This is a genomic window from Rothia terrae (assembly GCF_012396615.1).
Classification (GTDB): domain Bacteria; phylum Actinomycetota; class Actinomycetes; order Actinomycetales; family Micrococcaceae; genus Rothia; species Rothia terrae.
The window spans coordinates 48,313-74,662 of the sequence record NZ_JAAXPV010000008.1; the positions used below are offsets into that span (position 1 = coordinate 48,313).

A 26,350-nucleotide genomic window follows, 5' to 3' on the forward strand; every position below is an offset into this window, starting at 1 on the left:
CTTCTCCCTTTGTACTGTGCACGGCTGCGGGTGAGATATTGAAAGTATCTGCTGTAGTCGTCAGCCGTTTATGTCAAGATAACTGCGCAAAGGCAGTAAATCTTGTAGTCCTCTTACTGGGTAGTCCCTGAGCAAGTGGACAAAAAGCTTCATTCTTATTGTGCCATTGTTCTGCCTTTAAAGCTCAATAGCTACTTATTTTCGCGAATTTTTATTGATATGTCACCTATTTTGACGGCGATTTATCACTGTTTACCGCTGTTTTTCGCTATGAACGATACGGTTGAGCTTTCCGATGCTACCGGTGGTGATAATCAGCACCCATAGGGCAAACCCGCCAATAATGATGAACGGTAAGAGACCTGAGTCTTCGGGCGGATCGGTGGGAACAGGGGCTGAGGCGTCTTCGATGGTTTCTGCATCTTTGTGCACCGGCTCAGCTGAGGAGCTTTCAGGAGCCGCCGTTGACTTACGGTGAATAGAGATCCATTCCCGCACTGATCCCAGCGGATTGGTATCAGTGTCATCCGGCGTGTCAGCGGCGAGCGCTTTCTCCGGGTTGAGCACACCGTAACCGTAGAGGGCATCGCGTCCTTTTTCTCCTTCATCATCAGCCGACTCGATAATGCGCTGAATAATTTGGTTGGACGTAAGATCCGGGTATTTTTCTTTGATAAGGGCGGCAGTGCCGGTGACCAGCGGGGCGGCCGCTGAGGTACCGCTCCACACCGCGTAGCCGTCATCGGGAGTGGCTGCAATGAGTTGTTCGCTGGGTGCTGCTACCGCAATGGAAATCCCTTGAGATGAAGATGACCAGGAGTCTTTGCGGTTTTGGTCTACACCGCCCACCGTCAGGACGCCTGGAATGGTAGCTGGTGCGCCGACTTGAGTAATGCCTGAGCCGCGATTGCCAGCAGAAGCTACGATGAGCACACCTTTTTCTTCGGCGTAAGCAAAAGCATCGTCCCAGCTTTGCGGCCACTGAGTCTTTGATGAGCCCACCGAAAGATTGATGATGTCAGCATCGTGATCAACCGCGTATTTCACCGCTTCAGGCAGCTGTTCATCAACGCTTTTAGCGTTGGGGTCAACTGTTCCCAGCTCCAAAGAAATGGGGAGAATAGTTGCCTCGGGCGCAACTCCAATAATGCCGTTAGGGTTTTGTTTCGCGATGGATGCTTTCGATGAGTTGCTCCCCTGCCCGTGACCGTGCCCCGCAATCAAAGATGCGACTAAAGTACCGTGTTCGGGCTCAATGCCCAGGCCTTTCCAGCCATTCGTCGAACCTGCCTCTGACGCATCGTAGCCCTCCTCTACGTTGCCGGTGAGGTCTTGATGCGTGCCGTCGACGCCGGTATCAATCACCGCGACGGTCACGCCTTTACCGGTGGCTTGCTTCCACGCATCCTCAAAACCATAGGACGTCAGCCAGTACTCGCGAGCCCGGATACTATCGCCGGTCGGTGCCTGAATCGTAGGAATCGAAGGCAGGACGCCGGGGCTAGCAGGCGCAGTAGCGGCCGGTGTGGCACCGGTTGGTTGCGCATCCGCTGGCAATAACCACGGCACAGAGGCGAACGCTGCAAGAGCAAGAGTCAGAACTACGCGAGAAGTCTTCTTCATATGATGTAGGCAAGGGGTTAGCGGGTAAGGGACAAAGCTAAACCATCAAGAATATCGTGTTCACTTGCGATAACGGAAGTAATATCGTGTGAGCTTTCCGCGCGAAGGCGGTCAACGATGCGCGACCAAATCGTTGCACCGGTACCGATGACATCCACGCGTCCCTCGTGCATAAAACCTGTTGCCATGCGCTGATTGCGAGTCATGGATGCGAGTTCTTGGGCGCCCTGCATCACCTCGTCAATGGACCGTTCGCTACCGTTGATAGCATCCGAATCGTAGCTGGTGAGACCGAGGGTTTGCGCCATTACAGTGGTCACAGTGCCCGCTACCCCCACGATACGCTGAACCTCAGCAAGATTGAGGTTCTCAGCCACCTCGTCCAAAGCGGTATCAACGTCAGCAAGAATCAAACGTTCTTGCGCCTTTGTCAGCGGAGTATCCACACTGTGACGCTCGGTGAGGCGCACGCATCCAATATTCAGAGAAATCGCCTGCTGAACGCCGTTATCGTTACCCATCACGAACTCGGTAGAACCACCACCCAGGTCAATAACTACGGTATTTTCCTCGGTGTTTCCCACAGAGCTCACCGCGCCTGCAAAAGACAGATTAGCCTCTTCAACACCGGTAATAACCTCCGGAGTTACACCGAGAATCTGCTGAATCCCGCTGATAAACACCTCACGGTTAGAAGCATCACGGCTCGCGCTAGTAGCCGCAAAACGCACCGCAGTAACACCGTGTTCTTCAAGAAGATGCGCGTACTCACGAGCTGCCGCAAACGTGCGATCCAGCGCCGCCTGCGAAAACTGGCCGGTAGCGTCCACGCCCTCGCCCAGACGCACCACCTTCATTTCGCGCACGACGTCCGTGAGCGTACCGTCCAACGCAACATCTGCAATGAGCAGACGAATGGAATTAGTACCGCAGTCAATTGCACCAACGCGCATCTTCTTACCTTCTAACTTTTAGACGGGTTCTTACGCTTCTTCACGCCATGCGGGGTCGCACGCGCACTGCTCAGGAGTCCACCACTGCGCAATCAGATCAAGGGTCTCATCACCCATGGGGTTGATGCCACGACCTACAGACAGGGTATGACCCAAGACAGCGTGCAGGCACTTGACGCGGGTAGGCATACCGCCTGCAGAAATACCCTCAATTTCAGGCACCTCACCGGTCTCACTTTCAACGCGAATACGCTCGCGCTCCGCCAAGTAATTCTCATGAGCAGCCGCATACTCAGCCGCCAACTCTGAATCCTCAGCAATACGATCGGTCATACCGTACATCACGCCATCTGCCTCCAAACGAGAAGCAGCGGCAGTAATAGCAGGATGCGCTAAGTAGAAAACCGTCGGGAAAGGAGTACCGTTCGATAGGCGCGGCGCAGTTGCTGCAACCAGCGGGTTACCGCACACGCAACGCGCAGGAATCTCAGCTACGTCACGCACTTTGCGTCCCAGCTGGGCTGACAGCACGCGGACGTCCTGCTCAGTAGGTTTAACGGTCTGCGCAGTGACGTTGAAACCGCCGGGAACGCGCTCAGATGAAGTCATGATGTCCTCGATTGATTGAAACGAAAAAGTATAAAAATTAGGGGGCGCCAGGTGCAGATTCAGTTGCGGATGCGCTAGCACCGGCAGTCGATTGGTCAGTGCTCTTTTGCTCTGCCCCTTGCTGATCAGTGCCCTGCTGTTGTGCGCCTACGGGGTTACCGTTGACCGCCGACATCTGGAACGAATCCCACAGCTTCTTAGTCCACGAATCTTCCGGTGCGGTCATCGCATCAGCACTGGTCTCATCGGGAATACCAGAGGTGAAATCAGTACCAACCACCACATACGGGGTCTCCCCCTCATTCACGTAGAACAGGCGTCCTTTAGCTTGCTGTTTGACGTAATTATCGTCCTTCCACCACGACTGCTGCTGCTTGAGATCATTATTCTCATCCTGCAACGATGAAATGCTTTCTTGCACCGAAGCCATCTCAGCCGACTGATTGAAATACCGGCTAATAGTGCCAGAAGCCGCCAGCACGCCAATAATCAAAACCGCCAACGTCGCAAGCCACCGGGCAGAAAAGACACGAGCCGCCACAGGCGTCGGACCGGACACCGGCTGCGACTTACCCCGAGACTTTGCAGTACGCGAGCCACGAGACCCAAAAAACCCAGCAAGACGCTCACGGTTTTTAAAAGTATTCCGCTGTTTCTTCTTAGACATACTCACCCTCGCGCCTGAAAATAGATTCGCAACGAACCCCCATTGTACCGCGTCCACCCCACCAAACTAACGCACGAAAATGCCCCGCACCATATCGATGCGGGGCATTTACTGCTAGCTTCAGTCAGAAACTAATACGTTTATCGCGAAGAATTACTTCTTGAAGCGAGGGAACGCTGAAGCACCTGCGTACTGAGCTGCCTCACCGAGTTCTTCTTCGATACGCAGAAGCTGGTTGTACTTAGCAACGCGCTCTGAACGTGCGGGAGCACCGGTCTTGATCTGGCCTGCGTTGGTTGCAACTGCGAGGTCAGCAATGGTGACATCCTCGGTCTCGCCTGAACGGTGTGAAACCATGCAACGGTAATCGTTACGCTGAGCAAGCTCCATAGCATCGAAGGTCTCGGTCAAAGAACCAATCTGGTTTACCTTCACGAGCAGAGCGTTAGCTGAGTCGTTTTCGATGCCCTTAGCAAGACGCTCGGGGTTGGTAACGAAGAAGTCGTCGCCAACGATCTGAACCTTGTCACCGATCTCAGCGGTGAGCTTCTTGTAGCCGTCCCAGTCGTTCTCATCCAGGGGATCCTCGATGGAAACCAAGGGGTAGTTAGCTACGAGATCAGCGTAATAAGCTGACATTTCTTCAGCTGACTTCTTCTGGCCCTCGAAGGTGTATGAACCGTTTTCGAAGAATTCTGATGACGCTACGTCAAGTGCCAGTGCGATTTCTTCGCCGGGCTTGTAGCCAGCCTTCTTGATAGCTTCGATGATGAGGTCAAGCGCTGCTGCGTTTGACTCAAGGTTGGGTGCGAAACCACCCTCATCGCCAAGACCGGTTGCAAGACCACGGTCGTGCAGAACGCTCTTGAGTGCGTGGTAAACCTCAACGCCTGCCTGCAGTGCGCGTGAGTAGGTATCGAAACCGATCGGCGCAATCATGAATTCCTGAATATCAACGTTTGAGTCAGCGTGTGAGCCACCGTTGAGGATGTTCATCATGGGAACTGGAAGTACGTGAGCGTTGGGGCCACCGAGGTACTTGTACAGGGGCAGGTCAGCTGACTCAGCTGCTGCCTTAGCAACTGCCATTGAAACGCCGAGAATAGCGTTTGCGCCGAGCTTGCCCTTGTTGTCGGTGCCGTCGAGCTTGATCATTGCTGAGTCAACTGCGCGCTGGTCAGTTGCATCGATGCCGATGATTTCTTCAGCGATTTCTTCGATAACAGCGGTAACTGCGCCCTGAACGCCCTTACCCAGGTAAACCTTCTTATCGCCATCGCGACGCTCTACAGCTTCCCATTCACCGGTTGATGCACCTGAGGGAACTGCAGCGCGACCGAATGCGCCGTCTTCAAGCAGAACCTCAACCTCAACGGTCGGGTTGCCACGTGAGTCAAGAATCTGACGTGCGTGTACAGCAGTGATTACAGCCATGAAAATGCTCCTTATTGTTTGTGAAGGAATTGAAGTGGCTTCAATCATTAACCGTAGCGAGTTCGTAGTGCTACGAAAACCCTTCAACGGCTAAATCTTGATTAACATTCTACCAAAAATCCCACACAAACACAGGGGGAATGATGAGAAACTCCTGTGTTTTGGTGGGAATCTGCTGGCGATTTTCGATATTTTTCCCACGCGTCCCCACATAAGATGAAGAAGCACGAACCTTAGGAGCATCTACGACGCTTATGAGGGACGTTCCCCGCCAGCAGTCCCTCTCGCGGACTCGCGCGGGGCGCTCGCCGCGATTCATGCCAGCCCCAAGCCAGCTGACGGGGAGCGTCCCTCACAAGCTTCAAGAAGGCAGCGACTTTATTCTAAGTCTCGACGATCCTCGCTGAGTCGCATCATTTCTTTGGTGTAATTGCGCAGCGCTTTCTCAGGATCAATTCCCTGAGCACGAGCCTCCTGCACGAGAGCGAAAACGGTTGCCGCCCAGACTGATTCTGTGTCAGCTTCATCTGCATCAGGCAACTGAACGGGTACGTCAGCTGCGGTCGCTTTTGAGAGTGCTTTATCGGTAAAGGCAAGTGCCGGCAGATGCGGCGGTACGCCATCAAAAATCCCGGTACGCTCGGGTTTCTCGCTCTTTTTAAGCTCATCCCACGCATCGTAAATCTCTTGGGCGCTGAGCTGAGATGCTGTGTCTTGGGCGCTTCCGAAAACGTGAGGGTTGCGGCGGATGAGCTTTTGCGAGAGCCCCTCCACCACATCGTTAATATCAAAGCCGCCTTGGTCGCTCGGGATTTCGGCTGCCATCCGGGCATGGAAAATCACGTTGAGCAACACATCGCCCAGCTCTTCGCGAAGCAGCGGGAGGTTAACCCCGCCCTGCGATTCCACAGCTTCAACGACCTCGTAGGTTTCCTCTACTAGGTAGTGCATGATGCTCTCGTGAGTTTGTGCTACCGTCCATGAGCATCCACCCGGTGAACGCAAAGTATTCATCAGGCGCACCAGTTCGGTAAACGAAGCTCCGGGCTGCTCATCGTGATTTTTTGACACGGCTACTCCCCTGCTTTGCTATCTTCCTGCGGGTTCTGGGCTGCTACGAACTCGTTGTAGTAGTCCTGCAAAATCTGCTTGAGCGAACGCTTTTGTTCAATCTGCATGAAGGACGCGTCGACCGCGTTCATGGTGAGCTCAAAGAATTCGGGCCAGTCGTAGCGGAAGGTTTCATGCAGTTTGATGAACTCGCTAGTGACTGACGTGTTGCTCATCAGGCGGTTGTCGGGGTTGATAGTGACCGCAAAACCGCTACGGTAGAGCAGGTCAACGGGATGCTGAGCGTAGGCGCGAGCGCGCTCCTGTTCACCGCCGTTGACGCGTCCGATGCTGGTGGTGGATGCGGCGGCGTCGGTCTGCAGGTTTGAGCAGGGGCAGACTTCTAGCGGGATCTGGCGATCTTTAATCCATGCGCTCAAAAGACCGAGTTTCATGACTTCTTGGTCGGGGTCAGCACCCTGTTCAACAGCTTCGGGGCTTGCCTCGGCAATCTTGAGGATCGAAAAGTCGTCGGTAATTTGTACGCCGTGTCCCAGTCGTAGCGCGCGTCCTTCGTGGATGGCTGATGCAATGGATTCGAGGGAATCTGCTTCGCCCGCATGCAGGGTGATGGGCATGTAATGCTTAGCCGCATAATCTAGAGCTTCTTGGTGCTGGGCAGGCAAGAATCCTTTTTCGGGGCCGGCAAGGTCAAAACCTGCAACGCCAAGACCGCGGTTAGCGACCGCTAGCTTAGCGATTTCAAGGGAATTGTTGTTCTGACGCATAGCGCACAGAATCTGACGTGCCATTACGGGCTTGCCCATACGGTCGCGCGCCACGGCGGCGCCCTGAGCAAAGCCCTCTGCCACAGCTTCAACAGCGTCTTGCAAAGAAAGACCAGCCTGCAGATGCTGTTCCGGTGCCCAACGAACCTCACCGTACAGTACACCGTCAAACGCCAGCTCAAGTACGTGTTCAGCTGCTACGCGTACCAAATCTTCGCGGCGTTGCATAACAGCAACAGTGTGCTCGAAAGTCTCAAGGTAACGAACCAAAGAACGAGAATCTGCCGCTTCTTCAAACCATTTTTTGAGGTCCTCTGCGTTATCTGCGGGAAGCTCATGACCAATTTCTTGTGAGATATCAATAATGGTCTGGGGCGAAACGCCGCCGTCCAAGTGGTCGTGCAAACATACCTTGGGTAGCTGTTCAATCCACTTGTACGAGGGGGTAGCTGTCTGACTCATCATGTCCTTTGCGTTGTGTTTTCTATGGCCTTTAAAAGAAAAAGAACCGGCACTTCCCTATCGTACGGGCAGTGCCGGCTCTTTTACAGTTGGTTTACAGTGTCCAGGATGCAAGTGCCTCGTTCATGTGCGCCGGGATGTTGGCGCCGGTGCGCGGGAACATGCGCAGCTCTTCAACGTACTGCTGTGCGGGCAGGTGGTCGGTGTACTGCACGAAGGCTTCTTCGTTGGCGTAGTCGAAGGACGCTTCTACCGGCACGCCGGGGGTAAAGCGGAACATCATTGCCAGGGGTGAGCCAAAGCCTTCACGGTAGGAGTCGCTCTTGAGCTGCAGAATATCTAGGATCTCTTCAGGTACGAGCTCGAAGGTTTTCTGCTGATCCCAGAAGCCATCGCGACGCACGTGGGTAAGAGCATCGTAGTACGAGCCCAAGGAACGCACGCGAATCAGAACAGTTGAGACGTCGCGGGCGGTGCCGTTTTCACCAAACAGGGCGTCCTGCGCCTGCTTGAGTCGCTGAGCAACCTCAGCCTCGGTAAGAACCATGTTGCCGGTTGCAAGCTGAGTCTTTGACGGCATCGATACGCTGGTGTTCTGCGCGCCGCTGAAGGATGAGGAAACATCGAGGTTGGTGCCTGAAGTAGGCGCCGACTGGTCAGCCTTTTGCGTTGCCGCGTAGGTAGCACCGGCAACAGCGGTTCCTGCCGTTGCGTCACCGGTTGCAGCAAACGCGTCCTGCTCCCATTCCTGATCATCAACAAGGCTAGGAACAGCAGCTTCACCCTGAACGTCTACGTCATCGCCGTGCGTCACATCAGCCAGCGGAATAGCTTCAGTTTCAGCGGGTGCGGATTCGGTCGCTACCTCATCAGCGGTGTCAAAGTCGGTGTTCGCAAACTCGGTGTTCTCAAACTCAGTGCTGGCAGCGGTATCTGAGAAATCGTCGGTTGCGAGTTCAGCCTCAGCAAGAGCGTCTTTTTCATCAGTCTCGGGAACAATGCCGTCAGTCTGAGCCAAGAAGTCATCATCGGTCAGCTCATCTTCGCGAGTGAACTCTTCATCGAAGGTGTCTTCTTCGTCATAGGGTTCTGCGGATTCCTGCTCGCCAGTGAGCTCAGCCAGTTCCTGATCGTCAGAGAAGTACTGAACGTGGGTTGAGTCTTCGGCATAGGGATCAACATTTGCCAGTGACTCATCGGACTCTACAACCGGTTCATCATCTGACAATGCAGTAAGGTCGCTGTCAGTGGGCTCCTGTGCCTCTAGCGCTTCGTCCTCAACATCAAATTCACGGTCGTTGAGCTCCGCATCGGTAAGAGCAGGCTCTTCATGAACGTAAGTCTCGATCTCAGCGTCGGTTGCCTCGGCATTCTCAACATCAAGTGCCTGACCGCCGGTCTGAGCGATCAACCCGGTGTCAGTTGCTGAGTAGTCGTTGTAGCTCTGCTGAGCAGCTTCTACAGCGTCCTGGTGGGTAAGTTCGTCAGCGGAGTCAGCTTCTTCAGTCGCGCCCTGGACAGTCTCCGCTGATGCATCAGAACCGAAACGAGCGAAGTCAGAAGTTGACTTGGGTTCGGGGTCACTGGCAAATGCAACCTCTTCGAAACTGGGCAGTTCCTGAGGGTTATCCTTATCTTCTTCGATGCGCTTCATGATGCGGTCAAAGCGGTTCTGGGCATCGATATCGCTTGAGTCCGAGCTGACTTCGTTCTCATCGCTCAACAGACTACTGGCCGGTGCTACAGAATCAGCTTGCACAAAGGGATCGTAATCGTCTTCAACCGCTGAGGACTCTTCAAAACCTGCGGGGTTGGTATCTGCAACCTCGGTATCGGTCTGAACGGGAGTGTACTGTTCAGCAATGTAAGCCGACTCTGCCGATTCTGATTGTTCATCTGCCAAGTCCAGCCCGGGCTGCGCCAGTGAGCTTGAAATAGTTGAGACTTCACCCGATGCAGCATTGGTAAAGGACGCGGTAACGGCGCCTTCTTCGCCCAGCGTTGAGCCGGTGACAATCTGAGCGCTCTTCCATGCGCCTCGCTCTGACTTTTCCTCATCGGTGTAGAGTTTGGCTACAGCGTCGAACCAGTCACCGTCGGGGGTTACTACGCCGCGTTCAAGTTCTTCGTGATGATCGCTCAGCACATAGTTCATGTCGTTGCCGTGCTGATTCAATTCAAGGGTGAGGTTGTCAGCACCGTAGCTGCGCATACGTTCGATGACCTGGTGCAGGCCACTGCCCAGTTCGATGCTGAAGGACGGCTGAACTACCTCAACACTCTCGTTGTGGTTTTCAGTTTCCTGAGCAGGTACCGACTGCTGAGTAGGCTCAGCGTGCACCGGCGTGGTCTCTTCTTTAGCACGGTTTTTAAAACGGTCTAACAAACCCATGTTTTTCACTCTTTCTTGGGGGAAGGGGCGTCATGCAACAGTATCTCTATCAACGATACGCCACACAACGCCCCACACCAGATGTTTAATTATCGTGAAGACACAATTCGGTCAATAATAAGCGGATTGTTTTTCTGCTCTCCCCCAATGGTGAAGGCTTCTTGCACCAGTTCTTCTGCACGTTCAAAGCGTTCGGGAGTGTCAGTCATGAGTGTCATCAGAGGTTGACCTTCTGCGACGGTGTCACCGGGTTTCGCGTGTAGTTTGATACCGGCGGCGGCCTGAACCGGATCTTCCTTGCGCGCGCGTCCTGCGCCCAAACGCCAGGATGCGACGCCCACCTTGTACGCGTCCAATTCGGTAAGAACACCAGAAGACGGTGCTTTGACGGTGAGGGTTTCTTTGGGTTGCGGCAGTCGAGTATCAGGGTCACCGCCCTGATCCGCGATCATGGTGCGCCACACGTCCATCGCCCGGCCATCTTTCAGTGCTTCGGCAGGATCAACATCAACGCCCGAAGACAACAGCATCTCGCGAGCCAGCGCCACAGTAAGTTCCACAACGTCAGAAGGTCCACCGCCAGCAAGTACCTCTACAGCTTCTTCAACTTCGCAAGCATTACCCACGGTCAGACCCAGTGGAGTGTTCATGTCCGTTAACAAGGCTGTAGTTTTCACACCGGCATCTCTACCCAGCTCAACCATAATCTTCGCCAACTTGCGCGCGTGGTCCTCGTCCTTCATGAAAGCGCCAGAACCGACCTTCACATCGAGCACCAGTGAACCGGTTCCCTCAGCAATTTTCTTCGACATAATCGAGGACGCAATCAGCGGAATCGCCTCAACGGTGCTGGTCACATCGCGCAGGGCATAGAGTTTCTTATCGGCGGGAGCAAGCCCGTCACCTGCTGCGCAAATCACCGCACCGGTGGAACCAAGAATCTCCACCACACGTTCATTTGAGAGTTTAGCTTCCCAGCCAGGAATCGACTCCAGCTTATCCAAGGTACCGCCGGTGTGCCCCAACCCGCGTCCGGATAACTGCGGTACCGCAACGCCGTAGGCAGCAACCAGCGGAGCCAAAGGCAGCGTAATCTTATCGCCTACACCACCGGTAGAGTGCTTATCAGAAGTTGCAATCTTCTTGCCCTCACCCACAATTGACTCAAAGTTTAACCGCTCGCCCGAAGCAATCATTGCCTTCGTCCAACGGAAAATCTCACGGTGCTCCATGCCGTTCAAAAAGATCGCCATAGCCAGCGCGCTCATTTGCTCATCAGCCACTACGCCACGGGTATAAGCATCAATCACCCAGTCAATCTGCTCATCAGTTAGCTCACCGCGATCACGCTTGGTACGGATAACATCCACTGCATCAAAAAGTTCAGCAGTCATGAGAAAGCTCCTTGGCTTCTTATTTCAGATTCTTATCTTCAGTTTAAAGGACGCGATATTTACGCTAGCGCCAGCTTGGGTAGCTACAAACGCTCCGGCCCAAAAGCATCCGGTAGCATCTGCTCAATCGTCATAATTCCGCTCACCGACTTCAACAGCATTCCCGGTGCAGCGTGTTCGTACAGGAGCTGGCGGCAGCGTCCGCACGGCATCAGTGCATTGCCTTCTTTATCAACGCAGGCAAAAGCAACTAGCTTGCCGCCACCGGTACGAAAGAGGTCAGACACCAAGGAGCACTCAGCGCACAGGGTAATGCCCAGTGATGCGTTTTCAATGTTGCAACCGCTCACAATGCGCCCATCAGAAACCAGTGCCGCAGCGCCTACCGCATAGTTAGAATACGGTGAATACGAATGCCGCATAGCTTCTGTAGCGTGGTCTGTCAGAGTCTGCCAGTCGATAGTGGCTTCTTCAGCAGAAGGCTGGTGCACCATGTGCTCTCCTTTAGTCAGTGGACTACTGAGTTTACTCTGTTCTTTAGGTTTGCGGTGCCTTCTTCAGACAATATAAAAGCTCCCCGCATCTTGCTCGGTGTTACCCGTTGATGATGCGAGGAGCGTGCAAAAGATTGCTAGGTTTACCCCTTGATGTAAGGCTTACCGGATGCGGCTGGGCCGCGTGATACGCCAACCAAACCTGCAACTGCAAAGATAGTTACCAGGTAGGGCAGCATCGCCAGCAACTCGGTGGGTACCGAAGTTCCCAGCAATGACAGTACGAAGTTGAGCTGCAGAGTAAAGCCGAACAGCAAGGACGCGAACAGCGCGCCGAATGGCTTCCAGCGTCCGAAAATCAACGCAGCAAGCGCGATGTAGCCCTGACCCGCAGTCATATTCGCGTTGAATGATGACACCGAAACGAGGGTAAAGAACGCGCCACCCATACCGGCAACGACGCCTGCGAGCAGAACGTTGGTAAAGCGCAGACGGTTGACGTTGATGCCCAGAGTGTCAGCTGCCTTAGGATGCTCGCCCACTGCTCGGGTGCGCAAGCCCCACCTAGTCTTGTTCAGCGCAAACCAAATCAGGGCCACGGTGATGTACATGATGTACACCAAAACCGACTGGTTGAATAGCACCGGGCCAATCACGGGAATCTGTGACAGAACGGGGATTTCAAAAGTCGGAAGCTTAGGCGCTGAGTTAAGGTGCGCAGGGTCTGCCTGCAGGACGCGGGAGTACAAGAAGCCGGTCAGACCTGCAACTAGTACGTTCACCACAACACCAACAATGGTCTGATCGACCAGGTACTTGATAGCGAAGACGGCAAGAATCAGAGAAACCAGAACGCCACCGATCATCGCTGCCAGAAGACCTACCCATGGGCTACCGGTCATCGACGCCGCAAGCGCTGCGGTGAATGCACCCAGCAGAAGCTGAGCCTCAATAGCGATGTTCACGATGCCGGAACGTTCGCACAAAAGGCCACCGAACGAGCCGAAAATCATCGGAATTGACAGGGTAAGTGCACCGGTCAGCAGAGTAACCAGTGAGAGCTCTGAGGAGCGTGCAGCGCCGATAACCCAGACCAGCATACCGGTGATGAAAAAGAACCAGAACAGTCCCTGAAGTCCGCGAGGGATCTCGCGTCCTTTATTCATGGTGATGAATGCGAAGGCAGCGATAGCGACCATAGCGACAACTGATATCCAGCCGTACACACCGGCGTTGAGAGAAAGGTCAGGAATGCTGAAGTTCTTCAGCCCGTCGGATAGTCGGAAGACAACTGTCTTATCGGGTGCGTTCAGGCCGATGAGGAAGAAGGACAGAGCTGCCAGTACCGCATAGATGATGGGGTTCTTCCAGCGACGAACAACAGCGGTTTCTTCAGTTCGTGAGGTATCAAGTGCAACTGACATTACTGTGCTCCCTGAAGTGAGTTGTTCTTAGATGCCTTCTTCTTGCGCGGGTTGGCAGGATCAGGCAGACGGAAGATGGTGCGTACCAGCGGAGGAGCTGCGATGAACAGGACGATGAGTGCCTGGACAACAGCCACGATGTCGATGTTGGTACCGGTGGTAGCCTGCATCATGACGCCGCCTGCGCGGAATGCGCCGTAGAGCAAAGCCGCGAAGAAGGTACCCCAAGGCTTAGCGCGACCCAGCAGTGCAACGGTGATAGCGTCAAAGCCGAAGGACGCTGCAATACCGGTGGTCAGGGTCTTTTCGGTACCCGCTACCTGGGCAACACCAGCCAGACCAGCGAGTGCACCTGCAATTGCCATGACGATGATGTAACCGTTTGCCACGTTGATGCCTGCAGTGCGTGCCGCGTTGGGGTTAGCGCCAACAGCGCGCAGTCGGAAGCCAATGGTTGAACGTTCAATCAACCATGACGCGAAAATAACCGCGATGATAGCTAGAACAAAGCCCCAGTGCAGACGGAAGTTCAGGTCTGATCCCGGGAAAATACGAGGGAGCAAGGCGCTATCGGGCAGAATCGGCGAGATGGGGTTAGAGCTACCTTCGCGCTGGAAGGTAGGGGTCTTGAGCAGAAGCAGAATCAGATTAGCTGCAATGTAGTTGAGCATAATCGACAGAATTACTTCGTGAGCTCCGGTCTTAGCTTTGAGAAGACCGACCAAACCGCCCCAGATTGCACCACCAATGATACCGCCGATAATCACCAGCACAAGGTGAAGGGCAAGCGGCAGGTTGTAGGCAAAGCCAACGTAACCTGATACCAGTGCACCGAGAATAATCTGTCCTTGCGCGCCGATGTTAAAGAGACCGGCACGGAAGGGAAGTGCCACAGCCAAACCAGCAAGAATCAGCGGGGTCGCAACGGTAAGAGTTTCAGTGAGCGGACGAATCTGGTCTGCGAAGGTCTTACCCTTCGGGTTGAAGATTGCGCCTTCGAACATTGCCTTGTACGCGCCAGCTGCAGCTTTCCACGCGGCAGAAAGAGTATCCGTAGGACGCGCGAAGAAGTACCCTGCTGCTTTTTGGGTTGCGGGGTCGGTGGCTGCAATCAGCAGACCGCCCAAGAACAAGGCCGCAATCAATGCACCGAGTGACAGTCCAAAACCGCCACCAGCCAGTCGAGTGGCGAGCGATGGTTTAGCGTGCTCCCCCATCTGGGGGTTAGCAGGTGCTGCGGTAGCTGCGGGTTTTACCGCTTTAGGCTTCTCAGCGCTCATGCTTTCTCTCCTTTGGATGCGTCGGTGTTATCTGCCCACGGTAGGTCTTGGGCTGCCGCTACAGAACCGCGGTATGACGTTGATGCTTGGTCTGTTGCAGTCTGAGCAGAGGAGGACTCAATGATGCTCTGAGCGTGCTGTTCAGAGACAACGCCTTCAGCAGCGTCCTGCTTAGCGAGCAGGACTTCAGGGTCCTCATGCTGATTTGCAACTGCTTCTTCGTAGCTCGCGCCAGCCATCATCTGACCGAGCACAGAACGCGGAGTGTCCTTGGAAGCAATACCCATAAGCTCGCCGTGGAAGAACACAGCGATGCGGTCAGCCAGCGCGTAAATCTCATCAAGTTCAGTGGAAACAATGAGAACCGGAACTCCCTTATCGCGCTCAGCCACAATACGCTTGTGAATGAACTCAATAGAACCAACGTCCACGCCACGAGTGGGCTGAGATGCCACGAACAACTTGAGGTCGCGGGAAAGTTCACGCGCTACCACAATCTTCTGCTGGTTACCGCCAGAGAGAGTAGACGCCGCGTCCTCTTGAGAGCCCATGCGAATATCAAATTCACTACCGGCGCGGTCGGCGTTAGCAGAAATTGCTGCGCGTTTGAGGCTACCACCTGAGGCAAAGCTCTTAGTGTCGAACAAATCAAGAATCAGGTTCTCAGCAATGGAGAATGAGCCTACCAAACCGTCTTTGCTGCGGTCTTCAGGCACAAAGCCCACCCCGCTGTGCAGAACCTGCTTGGTGCTTCTGCCCAGCAGTTCTTCACCGTTCAAACGCATAGAACCGGTCGCCTTGGGGTGCAGACCAATAATAGATTCTGCCAGCTCTGTCTGGCCGTTACCCTGCACACCCGCTACCGCTAGGATCTCGCCACCGTTGACGGTAAAGCTCACGTTTTTCAGAAGGTGCACACCGTTGGACGCCACCAAGCTCAGGTTCTCTACCTCAAAAGCGTTGGAGTTCAAGCGCGGCTCGTCCTTATCGACGGTCAGCTGGACAGCCTTACCCACCATCAAGGACGCGAGCTCGTTGGTGGACGCGCTAGGATCAGCGCTACCGACCACGCGTCCGCGACGAATCACGGTGATGTCATCAGAGATCTGACGTACCTCACGCAACTTGTGCGAGATAAACAATAGCGATTTACCGTCTTTACGCAACTGATCCATGATGCCCAGTAGCTGATCGGTTTCAGCAGGAGTCAGTACCGCAGTGGGCTCATCCAAAATCAGAACCTCAGCATCGCGCACCAACGCCTTAATGATTTCAACACGCTGCTGCACGCCAACCGGCAAATCTTCAACCACGGCATCAGGGTCAACATGAAAACCGTAGCGGTCAGAAATCTCACGAATTTTCACGCGAGTCTCTTCAAGGTTTAAGACGCCACCGCTGGTTTTCTCAGAACCCAGTGCAATATTTTCAGCCACGGTAAAAACAGGAACCAGCATAAAGTGCTGATGCACCATACCAATACCTGCAGCCATAGCATCTGAAGGACCGTTGAACTTAACGGGCTGATCGTCAACGAAAATCTGACCTTCAGTCGGCTGGTAGAGACCGTAAATGACGTTCATGAGGGTTGATTTACCCGCGCCGTTCTCACCCAAAAGGCAGTGAACGGTACCGGGGCGAACCACCAGGTCAATACTGTCATTAGCGGTGAAATCACCAAAACGCTTGGTAACTTCTCGCAGTTCGAGTTTCATCGATGCGCTTTCTGTGAACGATGTTCGAGTGGAAAACTAGCCACGGTGTGTATGAGCACAGACGCGGCAAGAAGATAGATTGCCAGGACTTGCCGCCCTAAAAACTATCTCAACAAGTGTACACATCTTGTCTGTACACCTACATACGAAACAAACCCGCAACCGGTGAAAACTACCGGTTGCGGGGAGATATGTTTATCAGCTGTTATGCCTTGGGCGAGCCTTCGGTCTCAACCTTGATTTCGCCGCTGATGATCTTGGTCTTGATGTCGTCAAGAGCGGTCTTGGTTTCTTCTGAAACCTGATCGTCAAAGTTGTGGAAGGGAGCCAGGGTAACGCCACCGTTTTCGAGGGTACCGATGTAGGGCTCGTTGGTGAAGTTGCCTGCAGCGTCCTGCTTGAAGGTATCAAGCACAGCTTCCTTCATCAGCTTCTGCACTGAAGTAAGGATGATGTCCTGGTAGTCAGGGTTGGTTTCGAAACCGTCTGAGTCAACCCAAACCACTGATGCGGGCTTATCTGAATGTGAGGAGTTGTATTCCTTCACAGCTTCGAGAGTACCGCCACCCACAGGGCCAGCTACGGGCATGATGATGTCAGCCCCCTCTGAGAGGAAGTTCTGGGTGTTGGTCTTGCCCTTTGCCTGGTCTTCGAAGTCACCGGTGAAGGTACCGCTCTTTGACTTGGTGTCCCAGCCAAGAACCTTGACGTCCTTATTGTTCTGCTGGTTGTAGTACTCCACGCCCTGAGCAAAACCGTCCATGAAGATGGTAACGGTCGGGAAGTTCTGACCACCGTAGGTTGCTACCTTGCCGGTCTTGGTCTGAGCTGCGGCCAGGTAACCTGCCTGGAATGCTGCCTGAGCGGTGTCGTATACAATCGGGCGAACGTTATCTGCCTGGATGGAGTTGTCGTCAACAATTGCGAAGTGGCTATCGGGGTTAGCTGCTGCTGCTTCCTTAGTAGCATCTGCCAAACCGAAGCCAACGGTAACGGTCAGGTTGCAACCCTGCTGAACCATGGAGTTCAGGTTGGGGCCGTAATCGGTTTCTGAGGTTGATTCAGCTTCTCCAACCTGCATGCCGAGCTCTTCCTCAGCGGCCTTCAGACCATCGTGGGTGTTCTGGTTGAATGACTTATCGTCAAAGCCACCAAAGTCAGAAACCATGCAACCCTTGTAGTCGCTGTTTTCGCCGGACGAGCTTGAGTTCTCTTCAGGTGCAGCGCCGCAACCGGCGAGAAGAAGTGCTGAGATGCCGAGAACTGAGCCTGCGCTTGCCATGTGCTTGCGTGAGAATGCCATGGGGATCCCTTCAAAAGATCAGGATCTGAGGGTCAATAAGCTGTGTGTGCTTTATAAAAGGTAAGACCATCAGGATTGAGCAATACAGAACACATTCTAATAGCTTTTTCAGCACTGAGCGAAATTTTTAGAGGTTGTTCCTATCTTCGACACAAAGTTCCTCCGCGCACTTTTAAAGCACCTACCCACAACCCTTAAGACCGCGTTTTGTTACTTTGAAGTAATAGTAAATAGCAGACAATACGATGCGTACTCTTATGGGGCTAAGCTACCGGGCAGGTATTACTGCGCACTAGAAAGATGCCAGCGAATTACACGCAAAGCAGTAGAGGTCATCACGCGCACGCCCACACCAATAGCGTCCTCCTGAGGATTATAATCACCCTGGTGCAAATCAAAAGTCTCACCACCTGGAGCACGAGTACCCAAGCGAATCATAGTGCCGGGAACCTCTTGCAGCATCCATGAGAAGTCTTCACCGCCCATTGATTGTTCAACGAGGACCACGCAGTCCTCCCCCAGCTCAGCTCGCGCCGCGTTTTCAATCAGAGCGGTTTCATCTTCGGTGTTTACCACAGGCGGCACACCGCGTTCGTGTTCCAAATCGACGGTAACTCCATAAGGAGTAGCAACTTGTTCCACTACATCGTCAAGAATCTGTCCCGCCTTGTACCAGGCGTCGGCATCCAAACAGCGCATGGTGCCAGCCAACATACCGGTAGAAGGAATAGCGTTAGAGGCCACACCAGCCTCAATTTGCCCCCAAACCACGAGGACGCCGGAGCGAACATCAGTCAATCGAGAAAGTACTGCCGGCACGTTAATAGCAATCTGGCTCATCGCGTAAATCAAATCTTCGGTCAGGTGCGGACGCGAAGTATGACCCCCGTGACCGCTGAGATTAATGCGGACGGTGTCAGAAGCCGACGTAATCGCGCCGATGCGAGTACCAATCTTGCCGACATCCACCTTAGGTTCGCAGTGCAGGGCAAAAGCACGCGGCACGTCCTTGAGCCATCCTGCTTCAATGACGCGCAGGGCACCACCTGGCTGCTGCTCTTCAGCAGGCTGGAAAATCACCCGAATAGTGCATCCCAAAGGCTTGTCATCATTAATTTTCGCAAGACCAAGCGCAACACCGAGCATAACAGTGAGGTGGATATCGTGACCGCACGCGTGCATCACATTAGCTGTTTGCGATGAGCATTCCAAACCTGTCTGCTCCTGCACAGGCAACGCATCAATATCAGCACGGAAAGCCGCTGCCGCAGGACCTTCACCGATATCAACGCGCAGACCGGTCGTTCCGGGCAACGCAACAGGTTCTAGCCCGGCTTGACGCAGACGTTCCGCCAGCTTCTCGGTAGTCCGAAACTCCTGAAAAGACAGCTCAGGGTGCGCATGAACATCACGACGGAACTCAATAAGCTCCGGCAGAAACTCTTCCACCAGGTTTCCCACCGAGGGAACTTTGCCGGACAACTGTGACTCTGCGAATGATGAAACCATATTTCAAGGATAGTGCGAGTTCGCGTTAGCGTCATTTTCGTGTCTGGGAGTGACGATTCCACCCGCTTGTTACGAATTATGACGTTCATATCCCGAATGGAACACAGGTGCACTTTCAATAGCCCTGCACCTGATGTTTACTGCGGGAGCTGACAAGAATCATCCGGAACGCCGCTGAGACGCGCAAAAGGCGGAGTCACTTCTTCAGTGACTCCGCCTTTATAGAGACTCGATTCCTTAGAGTGATCGAGCGATAATTGCCTGCTTTACCTCGGCAATAGCCTTAGTAATCTGGATGCCGCGGGGGCATGCCTCGGTACAGTTGAAGGTGGTACGGCAACGCCACACGCCTTCTTTATCGTTGAGAATCTCAAGACGCATATCGCCAGCATCATCTCGTGAATCAAAGATAAAGCGGTGCGCGTTCACGATTGCTGCCGGACCAAAGTACTGACCGTCAGTCCAGAAAACGGGGCATGATGAGGTACACGCAGCGCACAAAATGCACTTGGTGGTGTCGTCAAAACGCTCGCGGTCTTCTACCGACTGGTAGCGCTCACGTTCAGGCTCATGTCCATCGTTCATCAAGAAGGGCATTACCTCGCGGTAAGCCTGGAAGAAGGGCTCCATGTCAACGATGAGGTCCTTCTCGCAGGGCAGACCCTTAATAGCCTCAACAGTGATCGGCTTGGTGAGATCCAAGTCTTTGAGCAAGGTCTTGCATGCCAAACGGTTGCGGCCGTTAATACGCATAGCGTCTGAACCACAAATACCGTGCGCGCATGAGCGGCGGAATGACAGCGAACCGTCAATCTCCCACTTCACCTTATGCAAGGCATCCAGCACGCGGTCAGTGCCGAACATGGTCAGCTTAAATTCATCCCAGTGAGCTTCTTCTGAAATCTCAGGGCTGTAACGACGAACCTGAAGGGTGATGTCGTAGGTAGGAATAGCGTCAGCGCCGCCTGCCTCAGACTTCAGTTCAACCTTTGATGCCGGTTCGTTGAGTTCTTCAGTAGCTTTTTGACTAGCCATTTTAGTACTTACGCTCCATCGGCTCGTAGCGGGTAAAGATAACAGGCTTGGTATCGAAACGCAGGCCAGCGATTGATTCAGTTTCAGCCTCGGGGTCAAGGTAGACCATGGAATGCTTCATGAACTTCTCATCATCGCGGTTGGGGAAGTCCTCGCGGAAGTGACCACCGCGTGACTCCTGACGGTGCAGTGCAGCAACTGACATCACCTTTGCCAGCTCGAGCAAGAAGCCAAGCTCAACAGCCTCAAGAAGGTCAAGGTTAAAGCGCTTGCCCTTGTCCTGAACTGAGATGTTCTTGTAACGCTCTTCGAGGTTAGCAATAACATTCAGCGCGTTCTTGATGGTGTCAGCAGTACGGAACACCTGCATATCCGTATCCATGACGTCCTGCAGTTCCTTGCGAATAGCGCCGACCTTTTCGGTGCCGGTGCCATCGCGAAGCATACCCAGCAACTCGAGAGTGCGGTTAGCCGCATCCTCAGGAATAGGCAAGAAATCTGCGGTCTGCGCGTACTCAGCAGCTGAAATACCTGCGCGCTTACCGAAAACGTTGATATCAAGCAGTGAGTTGGTACCCAAACGGTTTGAGCCGTGAACAGACACACAAGCTACCTCGCCAGCTGCATACAGACCGGGGATGGTTTCTTCTGAGTTTGCGTAAACTTCAGCTTCGATGTTGGTGGGAATACCGCCCATTGCGTAGTGCGCAGTCGGGAACACCGGAACGGGCTCGGTGTAGGGCTCAACACCCAGGTAAGTACGAGCGAACTCGGTAATATCCGGAAGCTTCGCATCGATGTGAGCGGGCTCCAAGTGGGTGAGGTCAAGAAGAACGTAGTCCTTATTAGGACCGCAACCGCGTCCTTCGCGAACCTCATTAGCCATCGAACGAGCAACGATATCGCGAGGAGCCAAGTCCTTAATGGTCGGAGCGTAACGCTCCATGAAGCGCTCACCCTCTGAGTTACGCAGAATACCGCCCTCACCGCGAGCAGCCTCAGACACCAGAATGCCCAGACCTGCAAGACCGGTCGGGTGGAACTGCACGAACTCCATGTCTTCCAAGGGAATACCGTTACGCAAAGCAATCGCCATGCCGTCACCGGTCAGAGTATGTGCGTTAGAGGTGGTCTTGAAGATCTTGCCACAGCCACCGGATGCGAAGACGATTGACTTGGCCTGGAAAACGTGAACATCGCCGGTTGCCAAATCATAGGAGACAACGCCAGCAGGACGCTTCTTGCCGTCTTCATCCTCAACCATAATCAGGTCAAGCACGTAGTACTCGTTGAAGAACTCAACGTTGTGCTTTACACAGTTCTGGTAAAGGGTCTGCAAAATCATGTGACCGGTACGGTCAGCTGCGTAGCATGCACGACGAACGGGTGCCTTACCGTGATCGCGAGTGTGACCACCAAAACGACGCTGGTCGATGCGTCCCTCGGGGGTACGGTTGAAGGGAAGACCCATCTTCTCAAGATCGAGAACCGCGTCGATAGCTTCTTTAGCCATAACCTCAGCGGCATCCTGGTCTACCAGGTAGTCACCACCTTTAACGGTGTCAAAGGTGTGCCACTCCCAGTTATCTTCTTCAACATTCGCAAGAGCTGCACACATACCGCCCTGCGCCGCACCGGTGTGTGAACGGGTGGGGTAAAGCTTGGTAAGAACAGCAGTGCGAGCACGCTGACCTGACTCAATTGCCGCACGCATACCAGCGCCGCCTGCGCCGATAATGACAACGTCGTACTTATGTACCTGCATTGGAAAAATGCTTCTTTCTCTAAAACTTAGATGTAGCTATTACGGAGCCGGGCAGAAAGACGGCAGCAACTCAGCTGCAGCACCGGTGGGGCAAGGATCAAAGGTGAAGATAACCAACGTGCCCACAAGAATGATGAACGCAGAAGCCAAGAACAAAATGACCTTCAAGAAGGCACGAGTCTTGTCTTTCTGTGCGTAGTCATCGATGATGGTGCGAATGCCGTTGGTGCCGTGCAACATTGCAAGCCACAGCAACAGCATGTCCCAAACCTGCCAGAAGGGGTTAGCGAGCTTACCGCCCACGAAACCGAAGTCAATGCGATGCACGCCCTCGCCCGTCATGAGGTTCACAAAGAGGTGACCGAAGATGAGGATAACGAGCGCAACGCCTGAAAGACGCATGAACAACCACGCAACCATCTCAAAGTTATTGCGCTTTGAGGACGAGCGGTTGTACTTAACACCCTGAACAATGTTGTCGTTGCTACGGGGAGCTGCAACTTTAGCTTTCAAGGGAGTAGCCATAGTTTAGTGACCTCCGAAAATGATAGGAAGGTGACGGAACAGGAAGCCTGCCATAGCGATTGCCCAGAGAATCAATACGCCCCACAACAGAGTCTTGTGGTTTTTGGTGCCACCGCTCCAGAAGTCAACGAGAATAATACGAATACCGTTGAAAGCGTGGTAAACGATAGCTGCCACGAGCGCCGCTTCACCAAGACCCATGATGGGGTTCTTGTAAATGCTCATCACTGCGTTGTATGCCTCGGGAGATACGCGAACCATCGCGGTATCCAGCACGTGGACCAACAAAAAGAAGAAAATCGCAATACCAGAGATGCGATGGGCTACCCACGACCACATGCCTTCACGGCCGCGGTAGAGAGTGCCATTTTTGGGTGTATTCGGCACTGAATAACCTCCTGCGCGCTAATAACTGCGAGTGATCATCTATATATTTTTAGATTCGCACGGCGCAGTTAATCATTGAGTGTTGTTCTTCTTCACAGGTTACCAGCATCACGCGATGTTAAATGACAATATGTCAGCGCCCTAGAGCCCTGAGATTACGGCATATTTTTATTTCCTTAATGCCTTTTTGACCGCTATATAAGGGTTCTAGTCAGTTGCACCTGTAAGTAATGTGAGAAGTATCTGCGCAAAATACTTCTTTATTCATGTCATTTATGACAAACAATAGGTATTCTTTAGACGATGAAAACTCCGATTGAACGCTTTTACCCGCTCATTCCCGCTGGTGGCGTAGGCTCCCGACTCTGGCCGCTCTCACGCGCCACTGCCCCGAAGTTCCTACTCAACCTTACCGGTGGTGAAGAGTCACTCCTGCGTTCGACATACGACCGCCTCACCTCGCTGTGTAACGGTCCAGTTATGGTGGTTACCGGAGTAGCCCACGCCAACCGCGTGACGCAGCAACTGAGCGAACTACGCGCATCCGACCTTGTCCTTGAGCCTTCACCTCGCGACTCAGCGGCTGCAATTGGCCTTGCCTGCGCTATTATTTTTGAACGCGACCAGGACGCTATTATCGGCTCTTTCGCGGCTGACCATGTGATTGAACCCGTTGCAGAGTTCCACAAGGTAGTCACCGAGGCCGTCAACACTGCAGCAACCGGCAAGATTGTCACTATTGGTATCACCCCAACCGAGCCCTCCACCGCGTTTGGCTACATCAAGGCAACAGAGTCGTTGCACCTTGAGGACGCGCCTAACGCTATGTCGGTTGATGAGTTTGTAGAAAAGCCCGACGCTGATACCGCCAGCCAGTACCTGGCTACCGGGGACTACACCTGGAACGCTGGAATGTTCGTGGCACCGGCATCCCTCATGCTGGAGCACCTCAAAAATAATGAGCCGGAGCTGTACGCCGGCGTCACCGCGATTGCAAAAGCATGGGACACCCCCGAGCGTGACGAAATCATGAACAACCTGTGGGAAACTCTGCCTAAAACCGCCATTGACTATGCGGTTGCCGAACCCGCCGCAGCAGCAGGTGCGGTGGCTATGGTTCCCGGCTCATTCAGCTGGGATGATGTGGGAGACTTCGACGCGGTTGCCCGCCTCAACCTTGAAAAAACCGATGATGGCCTGTTTGTTCTCGGCGATGAGCATCAGGTACTAGATCAGAAATCCACCGGCATCGTGGTTAGCGGAACCGACCGCAAGATTGCAGTGATCGGCATGGACGATGTTGTGGTAGTTGATACTCCCGACGCTCTGCTTGTTACCACCCGAGCGCAAGCTCAGAAGGTAAAAAGCACCGTTGCTGAGCTCAAAGATCAGGGACTTCAAGAACTTTTGTAGGAACGTTTTCCTCTCCAGAAAAGGCAGGGCACTCATGTTCTGCCTTTTCTTATACCTTTAGTGTGCAAATGATTCTCATTTAAGTTAGTCTGGTGTTCATGAAAAGCACACGTTCCTCCCTCCTGACAGTGACCGGCATTGCAGGCATCCTCCTACTCTCAGCCTGCGGCGGTCAAAGCTCACCAACCGCAGACGCGTCATCAACCTCAGCCAGCGCATCTGCCTCTTCACCAGCATCAGATTCATCAGAAGAAACCGAGGTCTCAACCCCGACCACTCGCGTAGCACTCAGCTACGACGGCGGCATCATGATCGTTGACGGACGCACCATGGAAATGGTCGATACCGTCGAAAAAGACGGCTTCCTTCGCCTGAGCCAGGCCGGTGACAACCGTCACCTCGCCGTCGCAAACGGCAACAGCTACAGTCTGCTCGACATGGGCCACTGGGGCCAGGCACACGGCGACCACTCACACTACTACTCAGCAAAGCCCACCCTCAGCGACTGGATCTGGGACTCAGAGGAAACCAGCCACGTCATCTCTGACAACGGCAAGACCGCTTTCTTCTCAGACGGCTCAGGCTCCTTTGAGGTTGTAGATCCCCTGACGCTGACCGGCGATGACAAGAAAACCGCCGCTAAAGACTCCATCGAAACCAAGACCGTCACCCTTCCCGAACCTCACCACGGTTTCGCAATTCCGCTGCCTGATGATCAGTACATGGTTGCAGTGGGTAACGAAGACCAGCGCACCGGCGCCGCAATTGTTGACGAAAATGGCAAAACGGTCACCAAAAACAATCAGTGCCCCGGCGTCCACGGTGAGGCAATAGTTGCAAACAATACCTTCACCGTTGGCTGTGAAGATGGCGTACTGATATACAAGAACGGTGAGTTTACCAAGGTTCAGGCAGAAGAGTCATACGCGCGTTTGGGTAACCAGGCTGGTTCGCACGACTCCCCCATCGTTCTGGCTGACTACAAGACTGACAAGGAAGCTGAACTCGAACGTCCCGAGCAGTTCTCACTGGTCAACACCGAGACCGACAGCATCCAGAAAGTACAGCTGCCCGAAGGCGTCAGCTACACCTTCCGCTCCATTGCGCGCGGCCCTGAAGGCGAAGCCCTGTTGCTCACCACCGATGGCAAGCTCCGCGCTTACGACGAAGAAACCGGTGAAGAACTAGCAAGCGTTGACCTCATGAACTCGTGGACCGAGTCAGAGGTATGGCAGGAACCCCGCCCCGCAATCTGGGTACAGGATGACACAGCATACGTAACCGACCCCGCCACCAAGAAGCTCCACGCGGTATCACTTGCCAATATCGCTAACGGTTCAATGGAAGACTTCGCACAGCTCGAACTGCCCGAAACTCCCAACGAAATCAACGGCGTGAGCGCCCGCGACGGTGTAGCTCCCGAAGCTGAAGGCGATGAACACGACCACTAGGACTTAGCCACCTAGATTAGATGTACTTGCAAAGGATGCGGGCGGATAGTGAAAACTATCCGCCCGCATCCTTATATCTACAGGGCAGACGCATGAGGTCTAAAGGTCGATAGAACCGATGCCCCGCCACATCTGACCATCAAATTCATAGACGCGAAGCGTATCAATCTCAAAATGTTTGAGGCGCTCAGGAATCTGCGCAAAATGCTCTAAAGACCGCAGGATAACGTTTTCAGGAACATGCTGGGCAAGGGTGATATGAGGGTGATAGTCAAAAGGAGATGCGCTAGCGCCCGCCGCGTGCTCACTGATTGCATTTAACCGAATGAGCTCGTCAGCGCCTTCATCAATCGTCAGATAGCTCACCGCGGTAATGGGCGAGAAGGACGCGGGTTCCCCTACCGTCACGGGAATGGATCCGGTGCCGCTGAGAGCGTTTCGCAGGCTTTCAAAAACATTGCCCATGTTATCGGGTTCCGGTGAGACCAGAACCGTGATGTGAACACTACCGGAATCATCGATCTCGGGCTGAGCATCGCGCCAAGCAAGCACATAGTGCGCGAGTTCGTCGGGCACTTTGGCCAGAATACTCACGTAACGTTGCTGTGCTAACAGGGTAGGCGAAACAGGTACTGACTGTGTTTCGTCAGCATTCAGCTCCGAAGAAGACGTCATAA

General features: G+C 53.7%; 22 protein-coding genes. 2 read left to right on the forward strand and 20 right to left on the reverse strand.

Going from position 1 to position 26,350, the window contains the following annotated elements:
- Positions 1–252: 252 nt before the first annotated feature.
- From HF984_RS05815 to sdhC, 19 genes are all read right to left on the reverse strand, one after another.
- Entirely contained in the window at positions 253–1,623 is a 1,371-nt protein-coding gene (locus HF984_RS05815; protein ID WP_168614742.1) for a S8 family serine peptidase, read from the reverse strand.
- Between the two features lie 17 nt (positions 1,624–1,640).
- Positions 1,641–2,576 (reverse strand): Ppx/GppA phosphatase family protein, encoded by a 936-nt coding sequence (locus HF984_RS11490; protein ID WP_168614743.1) that lies wholly within the window; start codon positions 2,574–2,576, stop codon positions 1,641–1,643.
- 30 nt (positions 2,577–2,606) lie between these two features.
- Positions 2,607–3,185 carry a DUF501 domain-containing protein gene (locus HF984_RS11495; RefSeq protein ID WP_168614744.1) on the reverse strand — a complete coding sequence of 193 codons (579 nt, stop codon included), beginning with the start codon at positions 3,183–3,185 and terminating at the stop codon, positions 2,607–2,609.
- Positions 3,186–3,222: 37 nt separating this feature from the next.
- Positions 3,223–3,852: an FtsB family cell division protein gene (locus tag HF984_RS05830; protein WP_168614745.1), complete on the reverse strand. Its 630-nt coding sequence runs from the start codon at positions 3,850–3,852 to the stop codon at positions 3,223–3,225.
- Positions 3,853–4,005: 153 nt separating this feature from the next.
- Entirely contained in the window at positions 4,006–5,286 is a 1,281-nt protein-coding gene (gene eno, locus HF984_RS05835) for a phosphopyruvate hydratase (protein WP_168614746.1), read from the reverse strand.
- Between the two features lie 378 nt (positions 5,287–5,664).
- The gene (locus HF984_RS05840) at positions 5,665–6,357 is read right to left on the reverse strand and encodes a MazG nucleotide pyrophosphohydrolase domain-containing protein (protein ID WP_343947479.1); all 693 of its coding nucleotides are present in this window, start codon (positions 6,355–6,357) and stop codon (positions 5,665–5,667) included.
- Between the two features lie 2 nt (positions 6,358–6,359).
- Entirely contained in the window at positions 6,360–7,586 is a 1,227-nt protein-coding gene (locus HF984_RS05845) for an adenosine deaminase (RefSeq protein ID WP_168614795.1), read from the reverse strand.
- 94 nt (positions 7,587–7,680) lie between these two features.
- The gene (locus tag HF984_RS05850; RefSeq protein WP_168614747.1) at positions 7,681–9,978 is read right to left on the reverse strand and encodes a midas domain-containing protein; all 2,298 of its coding nucleotides are present in this window, start codon (positions 9,976–9,978) and stop codon (positions 7,681–7,683) included.
- Between the two features lie 89 nt (positions 9,979–10,067).
- Positions 10,068–11,372 carry a thymidine phosphorylase gene (locus tag HF984_RS05855; RefSeq protein ID WP_168614748.1) on the reverse strand — a complete coding sequence of 435 codons (1,305 nt, stop codon included), beginning with the start codon at positions 11,370–11,372 and terminating at the stop codon, positions 10,068–10,070.
- 83 nt (positions 11,373–11,455) lie between these two features.
- The gene (locus HF984_RS05860) at positions 11,456–11,866 is read right to left on the reverse strand and encodes a cytidine deaminase (protein WP_168614749.1); all 411 of its coding nucleotides are present in this window, start codon (positions 11,864–11,866) and stop codon (positions 11,456–11,458) included.
- 143 nt (positions 11,867–12,009) lie between these two features.
- The gene (locus HF984_RS05865; protein ID WP_168614750.1) at positions 12,010–13,290 is read right to left on the reverse strand and encodes an ABC transporter permease; all 1,281 of its coding nucleotides are present in this window, start codon (positions 13,288–13,290) and stop codon (positions 12,010–12,012) included.
- Positions 13,290–14,570, reverse strand: a complete 1,281-nt coding sequence (locus HF984_RS05870; RefSeq protein WP_168614751.1) for an ABC transporter permease — start codon at positions 14,568–14,570, stop codon at positions 13,290–13,292. The genes HF984_RS05865 and HF984_RS05870 overlap by 1 nt, the downstream gene beginning before the upstream one ends.
- Positions 14,567–16,285, reverse strand: coding sequence for an ABC transporter ATP-binding protein (locus HF984_RS05875; RefSeq protein ID WP_168614752.1), 1,719 nt, complete (start codon positions 16,283–16,285; stop codon positions 14,567–14,569). Before HF984_RS05875 ends, HF984_RS05870 begins: the two co-directional genes overlap by 4 nt.
- A 205-nt stretch (positions 16,286–16,490) precedes the next feature.
- Positions 16,491–17,588: a BMP family lipoprotein gene (locus tag HF984_RS05880; RefSeq protein ID WP_168614753.1), complete on the reverse strand. Its 1,098-nt coding sequence runs from the start codon at positions 17,586–17,588 to the stop codon at positions 16,491–16,493.
- Between the two features lie 282 nt (positions 17,589–17,870).
- A complete protein-coding gene (locus tag HF984_RS05885) occupies positions 17,871–19,097 on the reverse strand; it encodes an amidohydrolase (RefSeq protein ID WP_168614754.1) in 1,227 nt (408 codons plus the stop codon).
- Positions 19,098–19,334: 237 nt separating this feature from the next.
- The gene (locus tag HF984_RS05890; RefSeq protein WP_168614755.1) at positions 19,335–20,132 is read right to left on the reverse strand and encodes a succinate dehydrogenase iron-sulfur subunit; all 798 of its coding nucleotides are present in this window, start codon (positions 20,130–20,132) and stop codon (positions 19,335–19,337) included.
- Position 20,133: 1 nt separating this feature from the next.
- Positions 20,134–21,897, reverse strand: coding sequence for a succinate dehydrogenase flavoprotein subunit (gene sdhA, locus HF984_RS05895; RefSeq protein ID WP_168614756.1), 1,764 nt, complete (start codon positions 21,895–21,897; stop codon positions 20,134–20,136).
- A gap of 39 nt (positions 21,898–21,936) precedes the next feature.
- Positions 21,937–22,422: a succinate dehydrogenase hydrophobic membrane anchor subunit gene (locus HF984_RS05900; protein ID WP_168614757.1), complete on the reverse strand. Its 486-nt coding sequence runs from the start codon at positions 22,420–22,422 to the stop codon at positions 21,937–21,939.
- Positions 22,423–22,425: 3 nt separating this feature from the next.
- On the reverse strand, positions 22,426–22,809 hold the full coding sequence (gene sdhC, locus HF984_RS05905; protein WP_168614758.1) for a succinate dehydrogenase, cytochrome b556 subunit: 384 nt from the start codon (positions 22,807–22,809) through the stop codon (positions 22,426–22,428).
- A 303-nt stretch (positions 22,810–23,112) separates the two neighbouring features.
- Between sdhC and HF984_RS05910 the strand changes: the two genes are divergently transcribed.
- Together HF984_RS05910 and HF984_RS05915 are read left to right on the forward strand one after the other, a co-directional pair.
- A complete protein-coding gene (locus tag HF984_RS05910) occupies positions 23,113–24,222 on the forward strand; it encodes a mannose-1-phosphate guanylyltransferase (RefSeq protein WP_168614759.1) in 1,110 nt (369 codons plus the stop codon).
- A 98-nt stretch (positions 24,223–24,320) separates the two neighbouring features.
- The gene (locus tag HF984_RS05915) at positions 24,321–25,673 is read left to right on the forward strand and encodes a hypothetical protein (RefSeq protein ID WP_168614760.1); all 1,353 of its coding nucleotides are present in this window, start codon (positions 24,321–24,323) and stop codon (positions 25,671–25,673) included.
- Positions 25,674–25,772: 99 nt separating this feature from the next.
- Here HF984_RS05915 and HF984_RS05920 read toward each other — a convergent pair whose 3' ends face one another.
- Positions 25,773–26,348: a 2'-5' RNA ligase family protein gene (locus HF984_RS05920; protein ID WP_168614761.1), complete on the reverse strand. Its 576-nt coding sequence runs from the start codon at positions 26,346–26,348 to the stop codon at positions 25,773–25,775.
- Positions 26,349–26,350 lie beyond the last annotated feature (2 nt).

Bases quoted from the DNA above. Each gene is read 5' to 3' on its own strand.
- HF984_RS05865 (WP_168614750.1), bottom strand. From the start codon at position 13,290: ATGTCAGTTGCACTTGATACCTCACGAACTGAAGAAACCGCTGTTGTT.
- eno (WP_168614746.1), bottom strand. From the start codon at position 5,286: ATGGCTGTAATCACTGCTGTACACGCACGTCAGATTCTTGACTCACGT.
- HF984_RS05900 (WP_168614757.1), bottom strand. From the start codon at position 22,422: ATGGCTACTCCCTTGAAAGCTAAAGTTGCAGCTCCCCGTAGCAACGAC.
- HF984_RS05890 (WP_168614755.1), bottom strand. From the start codon at position 20,132: ATGGCTAGTCAAAAAGCTACTGAAGAACTCAACGAACCGGCATCAAAG.
- HF984_RS05850 (WP_168614747.1), bottom strand. From the start codon at position 9,978: ATGGGTTTGTTAGACCGTTTTAAAAACCGTGCTAAAGAAGAGACCACG.
- HF984_RS05910 (WP_168614759.1), top strand. From the start codon at position 23,113: ATGAAAACTCCGATTGAACGCTTTTACCCGCTCATTCCCGCTGGTGGC.
- HF984_RS05920 (WP_168614761.1), bottom strand. From the start codon at position 26,348: ATGACGTCTTCTTCGGAGCTGAATGCTGACGAAACACAGTCAGTACCT.
- HF984_RS05880 (WP_168614753.1), bottom strand. From the start codon at position 17,588: ATGGCATTCTCACGCAAGCACATGGCAAGCGCAGGCTCAGTTCTCGGC.
- HF984_RS05815 (WP_168614742.1), bottom strand. From the start codon at position 1,623: ATGAAGAAGACTTCTCGCGTAGTTCTGACTCTTGCTCTTGCAGCGTTC.
- HF984_RS05855 (WP_168614748.1), bottom strand. From the start codon at position 11,372: ATGACTGCTGAACTTTTTGATGCAGTGGATGTTATCCGTACCAAGCGT.
- HF984_RS11490 (WP_168614743.1), bottom strand. From the start codon at position 2,576: ATGCGCGTTGGTGCAATTGACTGCGGTACTAATTCCATTCGTCTGCTC.
- HF984_RS05870 (WP_168614751.1), bottom strand. From the start codon at position 14,570: ATGAGCGCTGAGAAGCCTAAAGCGGTAAAACCCGCAGCTACCGCAGCA.
- HF984_RS05885 (WP_168614754.1), bottom strand. From the start codon at position 19,097: ATGGTTTCATCATTCGCAGAGTCACAGTTGTCCGGCAAAGTTCCCTCG.
- HF984_RS05830 (WP_168614745.1), bottom strand. From the start codon at position 3,852: ATGTCTAAGAAGAAACAGCGGAATACTTTTAAAAACCGTGAGCGTCTT.
- HF984_RS11495 (WP_168614744.1), bottom strand. From the start codon at position 3,185: ATGACTTCATCTGAGCGCGTTCCCGGCGGTTTCAACGTCACTGCGCAG.
- sdhA (WP_168614756.1), bottom strand. From the start codon at position 21,897: ATGCAGGTACATAAGTACGACGTTGTCATTATCGGCGCAGGCGGCGCT.
- HF984_RS05845 (WP_168614795.1), bottom strand. From the start codon at position 7,586: ATGAGTCAGACAGCTACCCCCTCGTACAAGTGGATTGAACAGCTACCC.
- HF984_RS05860 (WP_168614749.1), bottom strand. From the start codon at position 11,866: ATGGTGCACCAGCCTTCTGCTGAAGAAGCCACTATCGACTGGCAGACT.
- HF984_RS05915 (WP_168614760.1), top strand. From the start codon at position 24,321: ATGAAAAGCACACGTTCCTCCCTCCTGACAGTGACCGGCATTGCAGGC.
- HF984_RS05875 (WP_168614752.1), bottom strand. From the start codon at position 16,285: ATGAAACTCGAACTGCGAGAAGTTACCAAGCGTTTTGGTGATTTCACC.